At 32.6% G+C, this 20146-nt stretch carries 16 protein-coding genes; 8 read left to right on the top strand and 8 right to left on the bottom strand.

Annotated elements, in window-relative coordinates:
* Nucleotides 1-6: 6 nt before the first annotated feature.
* From C8C83_RS10315 to C8C83_RS10305, 3 genes are read right to left on the bottom strand one after another with little or no spacing between them, the layout of a single operon-like run.
* A complete protein-coding gene (locus tag C8C83_RS10315) occupies nt 7-3138 on the bottom strand; it encodes a TonB-dependent receptor (RefSeq protein WP_121328406.1) in 3132 nt (1043 codons plus the stop codon).
* 49 nt (nt 3139-3187) lie between these two features.
* Nucleotides 3188-4507, bottom strand: coding sequence for a xylose isomerase (xylA, locus tag C8C83_RS10310; RefSeq protein ID WP_121328404.1), 1320 nt, complete (start codon nt 4505-4507; stop codon nt 3188-3190).
* Nucleotides 4508-4509: 2 nt separating this feature from the next.
* Entirely contained in the window at nt 4510-6003 is a 1494-nt protein-coding gene (locus C8C83_RS10305; RefSeq protein WP_121328402.1) for an FGGY family carbohydrate kinase, read from the bottom strand.
* A gap of 390 nt (nt 6004-6393) precedes the next feature.
* Here C8C83_RS10305 and C8C83_RS10300 point away from each other — a divergent pair, with 390 nt between their 5' ends.
* Entirely contained in the window at nt 6394-7110 is a 717-nt protein-coding gene (locus C8C83_RS10300; protein WP_121328400.1) for an NUDIX domain-containing protein, read from the top strand.
* On the top strand, nt 7110-7844 hold the full coding sequence (locus C8C83_RS10295; RefSeq protein WP_121328398.1) for an NUDIX domain-containing protein: 735 nt from the start codon (nt 7110-7112) through the stop codon (nt 7842-7844). Before C8C83_RS10300 ends, C8C83_RS10295 begins: the two co-directional genes overlap by 1 nt.
* Nucleotides 7845-7890: 46 nt before the next feature.
* Here the strand turns inward: C8C83_RS10295 and C8C83_RS10290 are convergent, their stop codons facing one another.
* Nucleotides 7891-8124: a hypothetical protein gene (locus C8C83_RS10290; RefSeq protein WP_121328396.1), complete on the bottom strand. Its 234-nt coding sequence runs from the start codon at nt 8122-8124 to the stop codon at nt 7891-7893.
* 497 nt (nt 8125-8621) lie between these two features.
* Here C8C83_RS10290 and lepA point away from each other — a divergent pair, with 497 nt between their 5' ends.
* From lepA to C8C83_RS10265, 5 genes are all read left to right on the top strand, one after another.
* Entirely contained in the window at nt 8622-10418 is a 1797-nt protein-coding gene (gene lepA / locus C8C83_RS10285) for a translation elongation factor 4 (protein WP_121328395.1), read from the top strand.
* 96 nt (nt 10419-10514) lie between these two features.
* Nucleotides 10515-11963 (top strand): hypothetical protein, encoded by a 1449-nt coding sequence (locus C8C83_RS10280; protein ID WP_121328393.1) that lies wholly within the window; start codon nt 10515-10517, stop codon nt 11961-11963.
* A gap of 145 nt (nt 11964-12108) precedes the next feature.
* Nucleotides 12109-12723, top strand: a complete 615-nt coding sequence (locus C8C83_RS10275) for an outer membrane beta-barrel protein (protein WP_121328391.1) — start codon at nt 12109-12111, stop codon at nt 12721-12723.
* A gap of 274 nt (nt 12724-12997) precedes the next feature.
* On the top strand, nt 12998-13615 hold the full coding sequence (locus tag C8C83_RS10270) for an outer membrane beta-barrel protein (RefSeq protein ID WP_121328389.1): 618 nt from the start codon (nt 12998-13000) through the stop codon (nt 13613-13615).
* Nucleotides 13616-13731: 116 nt separating this feature from the next.
* The gene (locus C8C83_RS10265; RefSeq protein WP_121328387.1) at nt 13732-14691 is read left to right on the top strand and encodes a YafY family protein; all 960 of its coding nucleotides are present in this window, start codon (nt 13732-13734) and stop codon (nt 14689-14691) included.
* 50 nt (nt 14692-14741) lie between these two features.
* Here C8C83_RS10265 and C8C83_RS10260 read toward each other — a convergent pair whose 3' ends face one another.
* Together C8C83_RS10260 and C8C83_RS10255 are read right to left on the bottom strand one after the other, a co-directional pair.
* On the bottom strand, nt 14742-15239 hold the full coding sequence (locus tag C8C83_RS10260; protein WP_121328385.1) for a DinB family protein: 498 nt from the start codon (nt 15237-15239) through the stop codon (nt 14742-14744).
* Between the two features lie 38 nt (nt 15240-15277).
* Nucleotides 15278-15763 carry a DinB family protein gene (locus tag C8C83_RS10255; RefSeq protein ID WP_121328383.1) on the bottom strand — a complete coding sequence of 162 codons (486 nt, stop codon included), beginning with the start codon at nt 15761-15763 and terminating at the stop codon, nt 15278-15280.
* Nucleotides 15764-16184: 421 nt separating this feature from the next.
* On the opposite strand from C8C83_RS10255, the gene thiL reads away from it, so the two are divergent.
* Entirely contained in the window at nt 16185-17231 is a 1047-nt protein-coding gene (gene thiL / locus C8C83_RS10250) for a thiamine-phosphate kinase (RefSeq protein WP_132011739.1), read from the top strand.
* A 120-nt stretch (nt 17232-17351) separates the two neighbouring features.
* Here thiL and C8C83_RS10245 read toward each other — a convergent pair whose 3' ends face one another.
* The gene (locus C8C83_RS10245; RefSeq protein WP_099709909.1) at nt 17352-18050 is read right to left on the bottom strand and encodes a response regulator; all 699 of its coding nucleotides are present in this window, start codon (nt 18048-18050) and stop codon (nt 17352-17354) included.
* The gene (locus C8C83_RS10240; protein WP_121328381.1) at nt 18040-20097 is read right to left on the bottom strand and encodes an ATP-binding protein; all 2058 of its coding nucleotides are present in this window, start codon (nt 20095-20097) and stop codon (nt 18040-18042) included. Before C8C83_RS10240 ends, C8C83_RS10245 begins: the two co-directional genes overlap by 11 nt.
* Nucleotides 20098-20146 lie beyond the last annotated feature (49 nt).

The following is a 20146-nucleotide window of genomic DNA, read 5'->3' as shown; positions in this document are numbered from 1 at the left end:
TATTTATTAAAGTTTAACATTTAATCCTAACATGAATGTTCTTGGGCGTGGATAGTAACCTACATCAACTCCTGATGAGAATTTTTGGTCATCGTTTGAAGAACCAAATCCAATTTCAGGATCCATACCGTTATATTTCGTAAAAGTGTAAAGGTTTAATACTGAGAAATACACTCTGAACTGACTTGCAAAAAATGGTTTTGATTGTTTCATTTTTGCTAAATCAAATCCTAATGTTACAGTACTAATTCTTAAGAAATCACCATTCTGAACATACAAATCTGAAAATTGTGTGAAGTTTCTATTGTCTTCTGTTACTCTTGGAATTGTGTTTGAAGAACCTTCTCCATGCCAGCGATCTAATATTGCAGAAGTATAGTTTCCGTAAGCACCTGCTTGGTTTCTATACGATTGTACAATTTGATTTCCTGCTACACCATTTGCCATTAATGAAAAATCAAAAGCTTTGTAACTACCTGATAAAGAGAATCCATAAGTAAAGTCAGGATTTGGATTTCCAATATTCGTTTTATCAGTACCATCTATTTTATCATCACCATTAGTATTTACATAAATAAGATCTCCGGGAGCTGCATTAGGTTGTAATACTACACCATTTGCTGATTTATAATTATCGATTTGTGCTTGATTTTGAAAAACACCACCTGTTTTATATCCCCAGAAATAACCTAAAGGTTGTCCGTTTTGTGCTCTGTAAAATTCACCGGCATTATCATAAAGTTCATTACTTAATCCGTGAATAAGACCATCGATTGTTGGTATTTTACCTACTTCGTTTTTATTATAAGCACCGTTTGCACTTATGCTGTAATTAAAATCTCCAATTTTATTTTGGTAATTTAAACTTAACTCAACCCCTTTATTTACAACATCTCCACCGTTAATAAATGGAGCATCAGCACCGGCAGTAGCTAAAATTGGAGCAAGAACTAACCAGTTTTTATTTGTTTTTTGGTAAACATCAAAACTTACATTCAATGCATTGTTTAAAAATCTTGCATCTAAACCAAGGTCAATTTGCTCTGAAGTTTCCCATTTTACATTTGTATTTGATAAATTCTGTGGATAAGCTCCAGGCGTAAGTACACCTTCTGTATCACCAAAAGTATAATTTGTATTATTTGATTTAATTAATGACAAATACTGAAACGATCTAATACTTTGATTACCTACCTGACCCCAACTTGCTCTTAATTTAAGGAAATTTAATACTTTTGAATCTCTTAGAAATTCTTCATTTGAAGCTACCCAACCTCCAGATACTGAAGGGAAATAACCCCATTGATTTCCCGGAGCAAATTTTGATGAACCATCCGCTCTAAGTGTTGCGTTCAATAAGTATTTTTCGTTAAAGTTGTAGTTTAATCTTCCAAAATAAGACATCAGTCTATTTTCTTCTTTTTTACCTTTAATAGCAATTTTAGCTCCGTCTTTGTTCGTTGTATTATCAATCCATGCATGTTCTAAATCATTAAAAACAGAATCTGCATTTGTAACATCTACAGATGTTCCATCGTACTTAATAAACGAGGTACCTAGCATAGCTTCAACATGATGATTACTAGCAACATTAAATTTATAAGACACTAAGTTATCCCATGTAATACTTTTATTTTTGCTCATGTTTTGATTTACTTTATCAAAAGCGGTGTTTGCATAAATTGACAATCTGTATACAGGAGTATATGCATGTCCTTCGGATACATAATAATCAAGACCCAAAGTAGTCTTGAATGTTAAGTTTTTTATAGGTTCAATTTGCAAATAAACATTCCCTAATAATTTTTGATTATTACTTTCATTTTGATTTGTATACTTCATTAACGCGTAAGGATTTGCTGTACCAGCTAACCAAGGCTCCGTGCTGTTTGTCGTATCAAAATAATTTCCGTTTGAATCGTACATTGGTAATAAAGGCGAAACCTGAAAAGCACTTCTTAAAGAGTTGCTGTATTGATTTCCAACACCAATTCCGTTTTTATCTACATAAGCAAAGCTTAAATTTTGACCAATTGTAACAACATCTTTGTATAATTTATGTTCTGAATTGAATCTGAAATTATAACGTTGATAATCTGAAAGGTCCGGTCCTCCTACAACTCCTTCTTGTCCTAAGTAAGCCAATGATGTAGAATAAACTGAAGCATCTGAACCACCTGAAGCACCAAATGAGAAGTTTTTTGTTGCAGCATTATCGGTAAACATTTTATCCATCCAGTTTGTTCCGTTTCCTAGTCCTGCAATTTGGCTATTTGTAAAATATGGATTTTTACCAGAGTTTACTGCTGCTTCATTTAATATTGTTGCATATTCAGTTGCATTCAATAAATCAACTTTTCTCGCTACAGATTGTACACCGTAATATTGATCGAAAGTGATTTTTCCCGCAGTTCCTCTTTTACCTTTTTTTGTTGTTACTAAAACAACTCCATTTGCAGCCTGAGAACCATAAATAGCAGCTGATGCAGCATCTTTTAAAACAGAAATAGATTCAATATCTGAATTGCTTAAATAAGAAATATCTCCCGTAAGTATTCCGTCTACTACATATAGCGGACTACTTCCTGCTACAGAACCTACACCTCTAATAACTACCTTCAAAGCTTCTCCCGGTTGTCCTGAAGTAGAAGTAATTTGAAGTCCAGCTGCTTGCCCCTGAAGTGCCTGCAATGCATTTGTAGTATTGGTTTTGGCAAGATTATCACCACTAACCTGCGTAACAGCATTGGTTACAAGAGTTTTCTTTTGAGAACCGTACCCAATCACGACAACCTCTTTAAGATCTGCTGCTTCTGTTTGTAAAGTAACATTAATCGTTTTTTGAGTTCCAACGGTTACACGCTGAGGTTTAAATCCCATAAAACTGATTACAATTACGCTGCCTTCTTTTGCTTCAAGCTTAAAATTTCCATCAAAATCTGTTGATGTTCCCGTCTTAGTTCCTTCAATAGCAACTGTAGCACCCGGAACTCCCATACCGTCTTCTGCTGATTTTACGTTTCCGCTTACAACCTGGGATTGCTGTTGCGCAAAACCGGACTGCATCGTAAATACACTAAGCAACAGCGCCATGCAGAACGAGAGCGATGTTGTTTTAAGACAATGTTTGCTTTTCATAATAGTTAAGAATTGGTTTAAATTTATAGTTAGTTACCTTATAATTTATTTAGTATGCATTCGAAATAATCTGTTCGAATAATTCTTGTCTACCACTTAATGGTTGAGGTTCTCCACTTGCGCGGGCAATTTTGCTAAGATCTTCAAGAGATAATTCTCCGTTTTCGAACTTTGCTCCGTTTCCGGCATCAAATGAACTGTAACGCTGTGTGCGTAATTTTTTGTAATCTGTATTTTGTAGTATCTGATCTGCGCAGATTAATCCTCTTGCAAAAACATCCATTCCTGAAATGTGTGCAATGAATTTATCTTCTAAATCGATTGAATTTCTTCTCACTTTAGCGTCAAAGTTTACACCTCCGCCTTGAATTCCTCCACCTTCAAGGATAACTAACATAGCTTGTGTAACTTCCTGAAGATTTATTGGGAACTGATCTGTGTCCCAACCATTTTGATAATCTCCTCTGTTTGCATCGATACTTCCTAACATTCCAGCATCAACTGCAACTTGCAATTCGTGCTCAAAAGAATGTCCTGCAAGAGTTGCGTGGTTTACTTCAAGATTCAATTTGAAATCATTTTGAAGTCCGTATTTATTGATGAATCCTAATGAAGTCGCTGCATCATAATCATATTGATGTTTTGTAGGTTCCATAGGTTTTGGTTCGATCAGGAAATTTCCTTTAAAACCTTCTTTGCGAGCATAATCTTTACAAGTATTCAAGAATCTTCCCAAGTGGTCCAATTCTCTTTTCATGTCTGTGTTCAACAAACTCATATATCCTTCACGACCTCCCCAGAAAACATAATTTTCACCTCCAAGTGCAATAGTTGCATCGATTGCGATTTTTGCCTGAGCTCCTGCATAAGCCAAAACATCAAAGTTTGGATTCGTTGCAGCACCGTTCATATAGCGAGGATTGCTGAACAAGTTTGAAGTTCCCCACAACAATTTAATACCTGATTCTTGTTGTTTTTGTTTTGCATATTCAACCATTGTTTGAATACGAGTTTCAAATTCTGCCAATGTTGGCGCATCATCAACAACATCAACATCATGAAAACAATAATAAGGCAAACCTAATTTTGTCATGAATTCAAAAGCAGCATCCATTTTGTCCTTTGCTCTTAGAATTACATTCTCATTTTTATCCCAGGAAAATGTTTCAGTCGAAGCTCCAAACGGATCTCCACCTGTGTTACATAACGTATGCCAGTACGCCATCGAAAAACGCAAATGCTCTTTTAATGTTTTTCCCGCAACGATACGATTTTCATCATACCATTTAAAAGCTAGTGGGTTATCACTTTCTCTTCCTTCGAATTTTATCGTATCGATGTTTTTAAAATATTGATTAGTTGTGCTCATTCTTATTGTTCTATTTTAATTTGACTTTTCCATTCTTGATATAAATCCTGATATTGACTTGTCAGGATTTTATTAGGTTCAATTCTATCCAGACATTGCAATCCCTGAAAAGCTTCTTCCAGCGAATTGTAATATCCTAAACCAAAAGCAGCGCCTCTTGCAGCACCTTCTGCTCCTGAAGTATTGTATAATTCTAAAGTAGTTTGTGTAGTATTCGTGAAGATTTCTCTAAAAACCGGACTCAAAAACAAGTTTGAATTTCCTGCTCTCACTACGTTTCCGGAAACTCCAATTTCTTTCATAACATCAAAACCGTAGTTCATGGCAAACACAATTCCTTCGCAGGCAGCGCGCACTAAATGTGACGGTTGATGAATATTGAAGTTTAAATTCTGAATTCCTGAAGTTGCATTTTTATTATTGAAAATACGTTCTACACCATTTCCGAAAGGATAAAAACGAAGTCCGTTACTTCCTGCTTCAACTTTTGCAGCTTCGGCATTTAGTTTTTCGTAGGCGATTAAATCAGTTCTGTCAACAGACATGATTTTACGTAACCATTGGTATAAAATTCCGGAACCGTTAATACACAACAAAACACCGTTACGTTTTTCGGCTTCGGTATTATTGACGTGTAAAAAAGTATTGATTCTGTTTTTTTTATCGTAAACATCTTCATCGCTTACGGCATAAACTACTGCCGAAGTTCCGGCTGTTGTAGCGATTTCCCCAGGTTTCAAAACATTCAATGACAAAGCATTGTTAGGTTGATCTCCTGCTCTGTAGGTTATTTTTGCATCAGGATTTAATCCTAATTCTTGTGCTATTTCTAAGTGAATTGTAGCTTGAACTCCAAAACTTGAAACGATTTCCGGAACGATATCCGATGATAATCCCATTTGAGAAAGGATTTTCGTTGCCAGTTTTCCTTCTGGGAAATTCCATAAAGCAGCTTCTGATAAACCTGAAGTGCTTATTTGTGCTACTTTTGATAATTTGGCTGCAATAAAATCTCCCGGAAGCATCATGTATTTTGCTTTCGCGAAAATTTCAGGCTCATTGTCTTTTACCCATTTTAATTTTGAAGCGGTAAAGTTTCCGGGACTTCCTAAAATTTCCTGCTGACAATTTACAGTTCCCATTTTGTTATAAACTTCATCTCCAATACTTGCAGCGCGACTGTCACACCAAATGATTGAAGAGCGAACGGGATTTAAATTTTCATCGGTCAAAACCAAACCATGCATTTGATAGGCAATTCCAATTCCTGCAATTTTCTTTAGATCAATATTAGATTTTGAACCCAATTGTTTGATTCCGTCTTTTACAAATTGCCACCAGGATTCCGGATCTTGTTCTGCCCAACCAAATTTTGGGGCAACAATTGGCATTTCAAAATCAGGAACACTAATTGCTCCAATAGTTATCCCTTTCTCTGCATCAAATACAGATAATTTTACTGAAGAGCTTCCTAAATCAATTCCTAAAAAAAACATTTGGTGGTATTTTAAGTTAGTTATAGATTTGTCCTTTTTTAACTTATAGTCAAGTTGAACTTATCTTATGGTTATTTTGACTACAAGTGTAAAACATTTTTTCTATATTAACAAAATATTAGGTTTATTTTTTTTCATTTCTGATTATTCAAACTTGATTTTTATGAATACGTCAAAGAAGTCATTAAAATGGAATAAAAAAATATTGAAAAATTAACGATTTAGCAATTTGACAATCAGTCGTTTAAGGATAATTATTTTTAAATCTGATTTTTAAGGATATCACAAACTATTGATTGTCAGAAAATTATTTCGTTAAGAAAAATATAAACCCCAGATGAAGACAACTATTCATTTTATTTATTTAATTTGTCAAAATTTAAATAGCATATGGTTGAAAATGTAGCCGACGATTCTGCTTTAAAAGGCGAACAAACCGCAATGAATGCGATCACGATTGACTGTGTCATATTTGGATTTGATAAAGGAAGTCTGGAAGTACTTCTGGTACAACACGGAGAAGGTATTAGTAAAGGAAAATGGGGACTTCCGGGAGGATGGATCTATAAAAAAGAAAGTACTGATAATGCCGCACATCGTTTATTGAATGAACTTACAGGACTTGATAATATTTACTTAGAACAATTGAAAGCCTTTGGAGATCCGGATCGTTTCCCGCTTCGACGTGTTATTACGATTGGTTATTATGCCTTGGTAAAACGTGAAGATTATAACATTAAAGCTGGTTTTACAGCTTCCGATGCACAATGGTATAAGATCAATAGTATTCCGGATTTGATTTATGATCACAACGAAATTCTTGCATATAGTTTAAAACACCTTCGAAACAGAGTTCGACAAGCTCCGATAGGATTTAATCTTTTGCCTGAAAAATTTACTTTATTGCAATTGATGCATTTATATGAAGAGATTCTAGGAATCGAAATGGATAAATCTAATTTCAGACGAAAAATTCTACACATGAAATTATTGGTTGCATTAGACGAAAAGCAACAAGATGTTTCGCACAGAGCTGCCAAATTATACAAATTTGATCCGGCGATTTACAAGAAATTGACTGAAAAAGGATTTAATTTTGAATTTTAATGACTTTTTTACCTTCTAAAAATATTCTTGAAACTAATACTGTTTTAAATGCAAATGCACAATTAGTCATTGAAGGTATTTCGCTTGACTGTGTTATCTTTTCTTTTGATAAAAAAAACCTTGAAGTTCTCTTAGTACAGCACGCAGAAGGAGAAAGCATTGGTAAATGGGGACTTTTGGGAGGACATTTATATCCGGAAGAAAGTGTTGATAATGCTGCATTGCGAATATTATACGAACTAACAAGTCTTGACAATATTTATCTGGAACAGCTAAAAGCATTTACTGATCCTGATCGTGTAAAAAGTACCAGAGTTATTACGATTGGTTATTATACTTTGTTAAATCGGGAAGATTATAATATTAAAGCAAGTAATTCTGTAATTGAAGCGAAATGGCACAAGATTAATGATATTCCGAATCTAATATTTGACCATAACGAAATTCTGCAATTTAGTTTGATGCAATTGCGCAACAGAGTTCGTCAGGCTCCAATAGGATTTAATTTATTGCCCGAAAAATTCACCTTATTACAATTAATGCATTTGTATGAAGAAATTTTAGGAATTGAATTAGACAAATCAAATTTCCGCAGAAAAATTCTTCACATGAAATTACTCGTTTCTCTTGAAGAAAAACAACAAGATGTTTCACACAGAGCTGCGAAACTGTATAAATTTGATCCGGCGATTTATAAGAAACTAACCGAAAAAGGATTTAATTTTGAGTTTTAGATAAAAAAATACCCGAAGAAATCTTCGGGCATTTATCACTTTATTTTTAAGGAATACATACGATTATCACATTGCAATAACCTCCTACAATTCCCGGGAACTTATTCGGATCTTCAGTTCCTGAATTCGCTGCAACTCCATTTCCGCTTGGGCAAATCGAAGTTGGAACGCCATTTCTCGGACCACAAACGGTTCCTAATGTTCCGCCATTAATATTTTTCATTTCTTCTTTTGAAAGTCTGCCAAATTTTTGAGCCAGCTTTACGGTTTGTTTTTCCATAATTCTTTTAGGTTTGATAGTTAGTAAACAAAATACACTTTCTCGTTTTTCATCAGCAAATCCTGCGCAGAGATTCTAATAAAAAACAATTGTAAAAATTAAAAATCACAAGCTGATCAGGCTTATGGTTCAAATGACTACAAGTATAATCATATTTGTTTAAACCGACAATTATTCGCACAAAAAATACAGATTCTTCAAACAATAGTAACATGAAGTATTTTTTTGACAAACAACAAATCAAACTAAGACTTTAATAAAAACATTCTGCAAGTTTTTGGCTTTAAGCCACTACTTCATTAATCACTAATAATGAACATTTTAAAACTTTAAGAGGAACTTTCCGTCTACAAAATTCAAAATCGAACAACTACATTCCACAATCCAAAACTTTGCGCTATCTTTGCGCCTTAATAACATGCTCTAAAGCAATTGCTCTAGCGCAAATTTATACCCTGAAATTACTTAAAACTCGTTAAGAGAATTGAAATATTAAAATGAAGAAGATACGTAACTTTTGCATTATTGCACACATTGACCACGGTAAAAGTACACTGGCAGACCGCTTATTAGGCGCTACACAAACCGTTACAGCTCGTGAAGAAAAAGCACAATTGCTTGACAACATGGATCTGGAGCGCGAGCGTGGAATCACAATTAAGAGTCACGCCATTCAAATGGAATATACTTATAAAGGTGAAGAATATATCTTAAATCTTATCGATACTCCTGGTCACGTTGACTTTTCATACGAAGTTTCAAGATCTATTGCTGCCTGCGAAGGTGCACTTTTGATTGTTGATGCTGCACAAAGTATTCAGGCACAAACGATTTCTAACTTATATCTTGCTTTAGAAAATGACCTGGAAATTATTCCGGTTCTTAACAAAGTAGATTTACCAAGTGCAAATCCTGAAGAAGTTAGTGATGATATTATCGATTTATTAGGATGTAAATTAGAAGATATTATTCATGCTTCTGGAAAAACAGGTTTTGGTGTCGAAAATATTTTGGCTGCCATTATCGAAAAAATTCCACCTCCGTCAGGAAATGTGGATGAGCCATTGCAAGCTTTGATTTTCGATTCACATTACAATCCGTTTCGTGGAATCGAAGTAATCTTTAGAGTTGTAAATGGAGAAATCAAAAAAGGGCAAAAAATTAAATTCATGGCTACTGGCAATGAATATTTTGCTGATGAAATTGGAACTTTAAAATTAAATCAGGTTCCTAAAAGTGTAATTTCTGCTGGTGATGTTGGTTATTTAATTTCTGGAATTAAAGAAGCCAAAGAAGTAAAAGTTGGAGATACTCTAACTGATGCTAAAACGCCAACTACAAATATGATTACTGGTTTTGAGGATGTAAAACCAATGGTATTCGCCGGAATTTATCCTGTCGATACAGAAGATTATGAAGATTTGCGTTCTTCTATGGAGAAATTGCAATTGAATGATGCTTCGTTAGTTTTTACTCCTGAAAGTTCAGCGGCTTTAGGTTTTGGTTTCCGTTGCGGATTCTTAGGAATGCTTCACATGGAAATTATCCAGGAACGTTTAGAGCGTGAGTTCGATATGACTGTAATTACTACAGTACCTAACGTTTCGTATTTGGCTTACACCAAAAAAGATCCTGAAACTGCATTTGTTGTAAACAATCCTTCTGACTTACCTGAACCTTCTCGTTTAGACAGAGTTGAAGAGCCTTTTATTAAAGCAACAATCATTACAAAAGCTGATTTCGTAGGAAACGTAATGAGTTTATGTATCGAAAAACGTGGTCAAATTACCAACCAAACGTATTTGACTACAGAACGTGTTGAATTGAATTTTGATATGCCTCTTGCCGAGATTGTATTCGATTTTTATGATCGTTTGAAAACTGTTTCTAAAGGTTATGCTTCTTTTGATTACTCTCCGATAGGAATGAGAACTTCAAAATTAGTAAAACTGGATGTTCTTTTGAATGCTCAAACGGTTGATGCACTTTCTGCATTGATTCACGAAGACAACGCTTATAACATTGGTAAAAAAATGACCGAGAAATTACGTGAATTAATCCCAAGACAACAATTCGACATTCCGATTCAAGCTGCAATTGGAGCTAAAATTATTGCTCGTGAAACAATTAAAGCACTTCGTAAAGACGTTACCGCAAAATGTTATGGTGGAGATATTTCGCGTAAGCGTAAACTTCTTGAAAAACAGAAAAAAGGTAAAAAACGTATGAGACAAGTAGGAAACGTTGAGATTCCGCAAGAAGCTTTTATGGCTGTTTTGAAATTGAATGATTAAATTTAGTATTGAGATTTAAGTACTAAGTATTAAGATATAAACCCGATAACTTTCGTTATCGGGTTTTTTGTTTAGATTTGGAATAAATTATAAAATATGATTACTAATAAAATAGCTTTTGATGTAATAATAAAAGAAAATAATGAATTTATTGACCGCGTTTTTGACATAAATGATAATATCTTAGTAATTGAAGCTTTCAAATCGTCAAGTTGGATCAATTTTGAAAATTGCATTTTTAACTGTAAAGAATTAGTAATTAAGAACGTTAATAAACCTAAATTACTTTTAGAATTCAAAAACTGCACTTTCAACTGCATCGTAACTTTTTCTAATTGTTCATTAGAAGGCATAACATTCAAAAACACAAAAGCATTAAACTCTCTAAATTTAGGCAATGGAAAATCTAAATTAATATTGGGTCTTCTTAATTTCTCAAATGATGTAGAAATTGAAAAACCCAAACTTATTACCGATTTCAGCATACGAAATACAATCATTGATTTGTTTATATTCGAAAAAATTAATCATATCAATGGAAAATTTTTATTCCTTGGAAATGAATTGGGAAAAAGCAGTGATATTATTTCCTTCCAAAATTCAATAATTACAAATGTCTTATTTGGAAATAATAGATTTTTTGCCCGCACGATTTTTAAAAGAGTAGGATTTAATTCTACATTAGACAATTTAAAGCCGATTGGTTCATCATTTGAATTTCCTGGCTTTTATAAAAATTCATTTTCAAAAATTTCTTTTTCCGAATCAAAATTTACAGGCTCATTTCAATTTGAAAATTGTGATTTTCTAAGTACAAGTTGGTTTGAAAACTGCAAAAATTCTAATAATGCAAAATTAAAATTTATTGCATGTGAATTTAAAGGGTTTTCACTTTTTAATAAATCAGAGATTCATTTTTTAGACATTACAAGATGTACTTTTGCTAAATCTTCTTCATTTACAGATGCGGAATTCAATATTTTAAAATTATTTGAAGTGAAATTTGGAGGTGGAGCTTATTTTGATGAAATGAAAATAAATAAAGTTCTTGACAAATCATATTTAAGAGATAAATCTAAAATATTAGAATGGAAAAGGACATTGCGAGCAATCAAGCAAGAACTTCAAAAGACCGAAAACAAAATTGATTTTAATACCTATAGAAATTATGAACTTTCAGCTCATTATGAAGAATTAAGTATATTCACAAATTTTAAAGACACATCAATTCTTTGGGCAACAAAATGGTCTTCTAATTTTGGAAACTGGTTTTGGTCGTTAGGTTTTACCATATTATCCGGTTTGTTTTGGTTTACAATTTTATATAGAATTGAAAACTCAAGTACTTTTAATTTTGAAAAAATCAACGATTTTTTTGTTGGTGCTTTTAGATTTTTTCTCGTAACAGACTTTTACAATCCATTGGAAAATGAGCGAACATATTTAGAACATGGCTGGAGTTGGCTAATTTTTATTCTCGGAAAAATATTTATTGCTTTTGGAATTTATGAAATGATACAATCCTTTAGAAAGTTTAAAGCTTAGAATATAGATTAAACCCGATAACTTGCGTCATCGGGTTTTTTATTGCTCTATATTTTATTTATTTAAATAAATACTTACAAAAAATATAATTATTGTAAGTATTTTATATATTTTTGTTGTAAATAAATTCTTAAATAAAATTATTATGAAATTAAAAATTACAACCGTTTTAGCATTATTTGTTTTTGCATTTGGTAACGCGCAACAACAACAAATTGAACAAGAATTAAGTTCATCAAAAGGAGTTCAGTTTGAAAAAGGAGATATGTTTATTGAAGGTTCAATTACAATCAATACAGGAGGCACTTCAGATTATTATGGATTCAGTCCAAAATTTGGATATCTTATAAATGATAAAATTGCAGTTGGAGCAAAATTAAATTACTCCAGCGATAAAGTGGAAATTGGAGATAAAAAAACAGACATCTTCTCAGTTGGAGTATTTGCAAGGCATTATTTTTTACAATTGGACTCAAAACGTCTTAAAGCATATGGCGAGGTAGGATTAGGATATGGAAGCAACAAAACTAAAACTTACGGTGTAAGCGATACAAGTAACAGTATTACTGCTGATATTAATGTAGGTTTAAACTATTTTTTTACAAAAAAAATCGCTGCTACTTTTACTTTAGCAAATATTCTATCTTACAACAGTGTTTCTCCTGAAAATGGACCATCTTCAAATACATTCAAATTAAACATTAATCTGTTCGAGAATATTTTCAATCAGCCACAGTTTGGTTTATTGTATAAATTCTAAAAACAACTGAAATAAAAATTAATATAGAATTCCGGAAAAACCCAATTACAAAAGTTCTTGGGTTTTTTCTTTTTTTCAGAAGTCTAACTCTCAATAAATCCGCGGTTTGATATCTAAAAAAAAGCAAAATTCATCACTTTATTAAACAAGTAAATACTTATAAAAATACATCAATATTAACTCAATAAAATCCTTTTTAACTCATTTGAATAAGACAGTAAAGGTTTTAACATTAAAAATATAACTTTAATCTTACAACTTAAAACGAATTATTATGAAAACTAAATTTTTTATTATTGTATCAATATTGACTTTTTCATTTGTAAATGCACAACAACAAGAAGTTGATTCTGAAATGAACTCCGCAAAAGGTATTACTTTTCAAAAAGGCGATATGTTTCTTGAAGGTTCCATTAAAATCACCACCGGAGGCAAAAATGATTATTACGGATTCAGCCCAAAATTTGGTTACTTATTGAATGATAAATTTGCGGTTGGAGCAAAAATAGATTATTCCAGCAATAAAGAAGAAGCAACAGGTATTAAAACCAATGTATTTGGAGTTGGCGCCTTTGCACGTTACTATTTTTTGGAATTGGATAAAAAACGTTTTAAAGCTTACGCAGAAGCAGGATTAGGTTACGGAAGAAACAAAACCGAAACACCGCTTGCTGGCAGCGACACTAATAACAGTTTAACTGCTGATATTAATGTGGGATTAAATTACTTTGTTACCAAAAATATCGCAGTAACTTTTGTTCTTGCAAATGTTTTGGCTTACAATAGTGTTTCTCCTGAAAATGGTCCATCATCTGATACTTTTCAATTAAATATTAACTTATTTGAAAATATTTTCGATCAGCCGCAATTTGGAGTTTTGTATAGATTCTAAAATTTAAACAGAAATCAAATTTTAAAAAAGCTGTCTCAATTTGGGACAGCTTTTTTATTACTTTAAACATTAAACCTTTGTAACTTTGAACCGCTGAACCAGAACCAAAAGAAAAAATGCTCGACGAAACCCCAAAACGATTTGATAGGATTGTAGCTATCCTGATTCAATTACAATCCAAAAAAATTGTAAAAGCTCAGGAATTGGCGGATCGTTTTGACTGTAGTCTGAGAACCATTTATAGAGACATTCGAACTCTTGAAGCATCAGGAGTTCCTATTTATAGTGAGGCGGGAGTTGGTTATGCCTTAATGGATGGCTATCGATTACCTCCTGTAATGTTTACACGCGAGGAAGTAAGCAGTTTTATTGCGGCAGAAAAACTAATGCAAAAATTTACAGATCCTTCTCTTGGATCTCATTATGCATCGGCGATGTATAAACTGAAATCGGTTTTGAGAGGTACTGACAAAGATTGGCTTTCGAATATTGAATCTAAAGTTTTAATGCAAACGCAAGAACCTTTATTTCATGATAGTTCGCCTAATACTTTGGCTGTTTTATTCGAAAGTATTGCTGAGAAAAAACAGATTCTTCTTTCTTATAAAACTATCGAAGCTGAGCAGGCAAGTAATAGAAACATTGAACCTGTTGGTGTTTTTCACGATCACAACAATTGGTATTTTTTGGGCTATTGCCATCTTCGACAAGATTATAGGCAATTTAGAACAGACAGAATCCAGGGAATTCAGAAAACCGATCTGGAATTTACGATTGAACACGATTCTTTAGAAACTTATTTGGTTAAATCAGAAACTATTCCAACAACTAAAGTTAAAATTTTAGTTTCGAAAAAAATCCTAACTCACCTTCGTTATGAACAAAAATATCATGGTTATGTTTCTGAAAGAGAAATTGATGGACAGATCGAAATGACCTTTATGTCACGTAATGTTCATGATCACTTTTCTCGCTGGCTTTTGATGTTTGGTGATTATGCTACAATTATAGAACCTGAAAGTCTTAAAACCAGAATATTGGAATTAATAGAATCTTATAAAAAAAGACTAGTATAAAAAACTCCCAAAGACGAATGATAAGTTCATCTTTGGGAGTTTTTACTTTATTACTGGTTTTTTATGACATTATAAAAATTATAATCCGTGTTTGAAGCGTCGGTTATACCAATATTTCTTCCAATGGTTACAATTTGTCCTCTATGATAAGTGCCATGATTTACTACTTGTAATAAATAATCAGAAATTGGCAACTCACATTGAAACCACGGATTCTCGATTTTAACCGCTTTGTATAATTGTTCGTCTGATAATGATGAAATGAACTCCGATAATTTAGCAGACGTATTTAATAAACCTTCAAATATTTCATTCTTATCTAAATCAACATTTTCATTCCTTTCGGGCAAAGCAGTTTCGGTTATTATAGAAAACCAATATTGCTCTGTTTCCCAAATATGGTTAAGTGTTTTAATAATGCTCGAATAACTCGAAGGAACATCTTTGTGCAACAACTCATCAGATTTTGTCGTTAGCCAATTCACAAATTGTTGATTTACCCATAAATTGTAGGCAGCATAATTTGCCATTATTTTTCTTAAACTCATGATGTTTGATTTAGTTCATTAAAAACGTCTTGATCATATTACTGTCTTTCCCAGAAAAAAGGAGGATCAATTCCTAAAGCTCTTAGATATACATATCCTTGTCCGCGGTGATGAACCTCATTGTCAACAAAATACAAAATATTTTGAATAACTGGAAATTCGTACTGACCAAAAAGATTAAAGTTTTCATTGAAATCTTCAATAGATAATTTTTCCCAATACTTATTTATTTCTTCGGTTGCTTCATCCCATTTTTCAAGATATTGCGCTTTAAAAATCAATTCTTCTGATGCTTTCTCGCTAAATGGTTTCACTTCTTTATTTACAATTCCTTTAAGTCCCGGAACAGCGATTGCCAAAAGCTCATCTGTTAGTTTTGCGAAAGTTCGCATTCCTCCTATCGAGAATTCGAAAAAATCTTTTTCAGGAAACAATTCAATTACGCGACGGGTTAAAGCGCGGTGTCCTTGCCAGTGTATTAATAAATCTTCAGGAGTAATTACTTGTGCAGCTAATGTTTTCATAATTTTAAAGTTTTAATTATTTTAATACTCCAAAATTATCGAGGGTCGGTGACAACAGTTTGTCAGCAGGAAATAAAAAAATAAAATATTTTTTTATTTCCTGCTGTAGAGGCGCACAGCAGTGCGTCTCACGCAACGTAACCCCATTTTATTCACATTACGTTAAACCTAACAGGTTTTAAAAACCTGTTAGGTTTGATGCGGAATTAAATTGTGGTTACTGGATTCGAGACGCACTGCTGTGCGCCTCTACAATACATTTGACTACAAAAACCTTTGTCAAAGTTTAAAACTTTGACAAAGGTTCGTCGCAATCTAAACATATCTGTATCTATAAATCAGACGTTGAAAAACAACATTCCATTAAGTTCAATAAAACCTTTGTACCTTTGCACCTTAAAAACTTTGGAACTTAGAAAAAATGATCGAAGATAAAAATCCGCAACGTACAAGTATAGCGCAATTGGGCGAGTTTGGCTTAATTGAACATTTAACCAAAAATTTTGATGTTACGCAGGAATCTACTTTAAAAAGTATTGGTGATGACGCGGCAGTTCTTGATTTTAAAGATAAAAAAGTAGTTGTCTCTACAGATTTACTGATTGAAGGTGTACATTTTGATTTGGCTTATATGCCTTTAAAACACTTAGGATATAAGGCTGTTGTTGTAAATGTATCTGATATTTGCGCAATGAATGCCAAACCAACGCAAATAACGGTTTCTGTGGCTGTTTCTAATCGTTTTCCTCTAGAAGCCTTAGAAGAATTATTTGAGGGAATTACACACGCTTCAAAAGAGTATAAAGTTGATGTAATTGGTGGCGATACAACCTCATCTCAAAAAGGATTAATTATTAGCATTACTGCAATTGGTGAAGCTAACGAAGAGGAGATTGTTTACAGAAATGGCGCTAAAAAAACCGATTTGCTTGTTGTAACCGGTGATATTGGTGCTGCATATATGGGATTACAGGTTTTGGAACGCGAAAAGCAAGTTTTTCAGGTGAATCCAAATAGTCAGCCTGACCTTGATATGTACAGTTATTTGATTGAACGTCAGTTAAAACCTGAGGCGAGAAAAGATGTGCGCACTTTATTGCACGCTCTTGAAATTAAACCAACATCAATGATTGATATTTCGGACGGATTATCTTCTGAAATTATTCATTTGTGTAAACAATCAAAAGTGGGTTGTAATTTATATGAAGATAAACTTCCGTTAGATCCTCAGTTTATTTCGACTTGTGAAGAGTTTAATATTGATAGTACAACTGTAGCAATTAATGGCGGAGAAGATTATGAATTACTTTTTACTATTGACATCAACGATTTTGATAAAATAAAGGGAAATCCAAATTTCTCAATCATTGGTCATATGGCAGACGAAAGCGAAGGAATAAATCTGGTTACACGTGCAAATACCCAAATTCCGTTGAAAGCTCGTGGCTGGGATGCTTTGAGTGAATAAACTTAGTTTTCAGTCGCAGTATTAAGTCTCAATACATAAAAAAAATCCTAATAGATCTAAAGTCTGTTAGGATTTTTTTTGTGCTTGAATCTAAAATCTATACTCTTAAATCTAAAATTCTTAGAAAAGTCCTTTGCTTTTAGCTTCTTTAACCAATTCATCATCTGAACCGGTTTTTATTTTAAGCAATTCTTTGAGATTGATTTTCCGTTTTTCGATTGCGTTTAATGAAATCGGAATATATTGCGGCATTGTATGATGTTCTGTTCCTTTTGACAAATGAAATAAAATTTGCTTGTCAAACTGGTCAATTTCTATTGAATTATGAGGAGATTGGTTGACCATTTTTACTACAGACTGGCTGTAATATTTGTCATTCTTCATTACTTTATCAAATGCGAAAAGTAATTCATCAAATGTTAAATCATTTTTTATAATTAACCCATTTGGATTGATTGTTCTTATGATTGTTTTGATTTTTAATAATTCAGTGTACATTGTCAGCAAAATGATCTTGCAATTGGGCATCTTTTTTATGATCAATTTTGCCAGATCTTCACCAGAAAAAATATCCTTTTCTTCATACGAAGGCATGCTTATGTCTAAAAATGCGATGTCGAAATTTGGGGTTTCAACGTCTTGCAATAAATCATAAGCCGATTTGCAATCGTATGCCTGAGAGATCAGAAATTCATATTCCTTAGGATTGTATCTTGTGATAGCATTCTTATATCCTTCGATAATAAAAGGATGGTCGTCAACTATTAAAATGTTTCGCTTAGTAAGTTGCGAAAACGGGGCTGTTAGGTCAACTGTCATTATTTTGTAGGTTTATTTTTTGATCAATTGGGACTTTAATTAGAAGAATTGTTCCTTCTCCTTTGGCAGATTTTATCGTAACTGTACCCTTACATTCTGCTGCTCTGTATTGAATATTGTGCAATCCTATTCCGTTCTTGGTTCTTTTGGTATTAAAACCAATTCCATCATCAGAAATCGAAAGAATCAAATGATTGATTTCGCTCTTAAATTCCACTTCAATTGTACTTGCTTTTGCGTATTTATTACAATTCTGAAGTGCTTCCTGAATGATTCGATACAAATTGATTTTGACCGTATTACCTACTAATTCCCACTTAATATGAGAATCAAACGAAGTAATCAATCTTGACATATAAGTATTTTGTTGATTTTCAAACAATTTGTTCAAAATCGCAACAAAATTATTAATTAATTCCGATTTTTCACGATTTAAATCATGCGAAATTTCACGTATATCTTCCTCAATATGTTTAAGTTCCGCCAAATATTTCTTTCTTTTTGGCGCTGCATGAGCTTCATCTAATTTATTTAAACTGTCCAAACTTATTCTGACACCAAACATTCTGCCCAAAACGCCGTCGTGCAATTCCTGAGCAACTTTTTTCTTTTCTTTGATACGAGTCATCTCAATATCATTTTGCTGCGAAATCATCAAATTATAAATATCTTCATTTGCAATTTGCTGCTGCTGCTTAAAAAGTAACTCTCTATTTTTGGCTTGTTGCGTTTTGTAAACATAGAAAAATAAACCCAATAATGTACAAATACTAAAAACGTAAACCAGAGTCTTATTTTTCTCTTGTAGGTTTGAGTTTTGATCCTTTATTTCGTTGGTTTCGTATTCAATACGAGAGAATTTCTCTCCCATTCTGCGTTCTGCTTTCTGTAATTTTTCATTATAATGAATATAATCTTTAGAATAAACCGAAGCATTATCAGGATCAACAACAGCAATTTGTTTAAGCGATTCTAATATATTTCTTATTGTATTTAATTTTTTGGATAAAACCAATGCTTGCTTCGAATACTGAATTGCCCTGAAAGTATCTCTTTGAAAGGCATAATACTCAGACAAATGAATTTTATTTAATATAATTCCAGATTCCAATTTTAAACTATCCCTAATCTTCAAAGCTTTAAAAAATTGTGATGGCAATTCGGCAAATTCCTTAGATTTAAACTTGGAGTATGCTAAATTGTCTAAAAGCATAGCATAAAGAACTGTGTTTCCGTTGAATAAATCTTTTTGTTCAAGACCTCTTTTAAAATTTTTCTTTGCCTGATTAAAATTGTGCATGTTTAAATAAACATACCCGATATTATTCAGTGAAATTGCCTTTTGCTGAAACTCTTCTAAATTTGATTTATCGTCAAGTAACAATAATGCTTTGTTATGATATTCCAATGCTTTATCATATTCCTCCCGTTCGTTGTATATAATTCCCAATAAATTATAACACTCATAAAGATCCTTATTTACATTTTTCTTCTTTTTAAGAATTTTAAGTGCCTTAAATACAGTTATTTCACTTTCAAAAAAATCACCTTCACGTAACTGCAAATCTGCTTTGGCAATAAAAGTTTTTACCAAATTAACATCATCATTAATTCCTAAATATATTTTTTCTGCTCTAAAATAATTCAAGTAAGCACTGTCCGAAACTGATTCTGACTGATAATAATCTCCCAAATAAGTATATGCTTTAGCAATACTAGACGAATCTTTAGCGCTTATTGCTCTTTCGAGAATCAGCTTCGATATTTTTTGATAGGATTTCCAATCGCCCATGTTATAATAGCGATTGGCAATTTTAAAAAAGTTAACTCTATTTAAAGAATCATTTTCCTCACCAATAACAATATCCAATGCTTTCTGATTGTACTTTTGTTTATAATGAAAAGGCAAATTAACATCATTTGCCAATGAGAAATAAGTGGAGAGACTGTCTTTTGAAGGATTTTCATTTTCATCTTTCGTTCTTTTATCGGTACAGCCAAACAGGACAAGAACTAAAAACAATAATATCTGAGAATATTTTTTCAAGGTTTGTCTATGATTTTCCTCAAAAATACTAAAACTATAGACATAAAAA

The organism is Flavobacterium sp. 90 (assembly GCF_004339525.1).
In the GTDB taxonomy this organism is placed as follows: domain Bacteria; phylum Bacteroidota; class Bacteroidia; order Flavobacteriales; family Flavobacteriaceae; genus Flavobacterium.
This window is presented reverse-complemented; position numbering and strand designations above follow the sequence as displayed.

Coding starts and splice junctions, on each gene's coding strand:
- C8C83_RS10265 (WP_121328387.1), top strand. CDS start 13,732: ATGCTCGACGAAACCCCAAAACGATTTGATAGGATTGTAGCTATCCTG.
- C8C83_RS10245 (WP_099709909.1), bottom strand. CDS start 18,050: ATGACAGTTGACCTAACAGCCCCGTTTTCGCAACTTACTAAGCGAAAC.
- C8C83_RS10300 (WP_121328400.1), top strand. CDS start 6,394: ATGGTTGAAAATGTAGCCGACGATTCTGCTTTAAAAGGCGAACAAACC.
- C8C83_RS10255 (WP_121328383.1), bottom strand. CDS start 15,763: ATGAAAACATTAGCTGCACAAGTAATTACTCCTGAAGATTTATTAATA.
- lepA (WP_121328395.1), top strand. CDS start 8,622: ATGAAGAAGATACGTAACTTTTGCATTATTGCACACATTGACCACGGT.
- C8C83_RS10315 (WP_121328406.1), bottom strand. CDS start 3,138: ATGAAAAGCAAACATTGTCTTAAAACAACATCGCTCTCGTTCTGCATG.
- C8C83_RS10295 (WP_121328398.1), top strand. CDS start 7,110: ATGACTTTTTTACCTTCTAAAAATATTCTTGAAACTAATACTGTTTTA.
- C8C83_RS10280 (WP_121328393.1), top strand. CDS start 10,515: ATGATTACTAATAAAATAGCTTTTGATGTAATAATAAAAGAAAATAAT.
- C8C83_RS10275 (WP_121328391.1), top strand. CDS start 12,109: ATGAAATTAAAAATTACAACCGTTTTAGCATTATTTGTTTTTGCATTT.
- C8C83_RS10260 (WP_121328385.1), bottom strand. CDS start 15,239: ATGAGTTTAAGAAAAATAATGGCAAATTATGCTGCCTACAATTTATGG.
- C8C83_RS10270 (WP_121328389.1), top strand. CDS start 12,998: ATGAAAACTAAATTTTTTATTATTGTATCAATATTGACTTTTTCATTT.
- C8C83_RS10290 (WP_121328396.1), bottom strand. CDS start 8,124: ATGGAAAAACAAACCGTAAAGCTGGCTCAAAAATTTGGCAGACTTTCA.
- xylA (WP_121328404.1), bottom strand. CDS start 4,507: ATGAGCACAACTAATCAATATTTTAAAAACATCGATACGATAAAATTC.
- thiL (WP_132011739.1), top strand. CDS start 16,185: ATGATCGAAGATAAAAATCCGCAACGTACAAGTATAGCGCAATTGGGC.
- C8C83_RS10305 (WP_121328402.1), bottom strand. CDS start 6,003: ATGTTTTTTTTAGGAATTGATTTAGGAAGCTCTTCAGTAAAATTATCT.